The following is a 746-nucleotide window of genomic DNA, read 5'->3' as shown; positions in this document are numbered from 1 at the left end:
TGCCATTGAATTTCTGCGCAGTCACCAGTGCCCATTAACATGGATTGTAATACTTCTATTAACGGGAATACTTCGATCATATATTCAAGGGGCGGGCCGCATGCCGGAACTTCATCTGCTGGCAAATGTTGCAGCCAAACTTGTCGAGCAGCAACACTTATTCCTGCGATTGATGTGAGCAAACCAAGACCCGTGAAAATATTCTTTGCTACTGCGTGTTTGGCAGCGAGCAAAGCTAGTAGGGCAAAGCCCCCGACGCATAAGTAGATTGCTCTTTGCATCATGCACATCGGGCACGGATTCATACTAGCGAAAGGTTCAACATAGCTTGCGACAAGTACTAACGATACGCTCGTTACTATGATTGCTAGCGCGATCAATCGATTGGATAACTGCACTGTATAAGCCTCTATAAAATCTGCTGCCAATGGTGCGAGTTAAGCGCAAAGTTGGCGAGTTAAGTCTTCTTAATTTTTGTGAACTGAGACCGGTCGCTACAAATAGTCACGCATCATTACTTCTTGAATTGGTGGATCGACCTATACTTGATCTATTGACCAATTCTAAGGAAGTAATATGAAAGCGGTACTCGCTCTAATCGGCGCTTTAATGACCATGCAACTAGCCTTTGCAGAGGATGAATCTTCAGAAAAACAAAGAGCTGTTTATCACACCATGAATCCTGCATTTGTAAGTAACTTTGGCGAGCCTCGCAGAAAACTATCTTATGTAAAAGCTGAGATATC

General features: G+C 43.7%; 1 protein-coding gene. It reads right to left on the bottom strand.

The features are described 5' to 3' along the window. A partial coding sequence (locus A3739_RS03200; RefSeq protein WP_068500280.1) for a disulfide bond formation protein B occupies positions 1–398 on the bottom strand: 398 nt, incomplete at its 3' end. Positions 399–746 lie beyond the last annotated feature (348 nt).

The organism is Oleiphilus sp. HI0067 (assembly GCF_001635735.1).
Note: the sequence above shows the minus strand (reverse complement) of the source record. Positions and strands in the feature narration are given on the sequence as shown.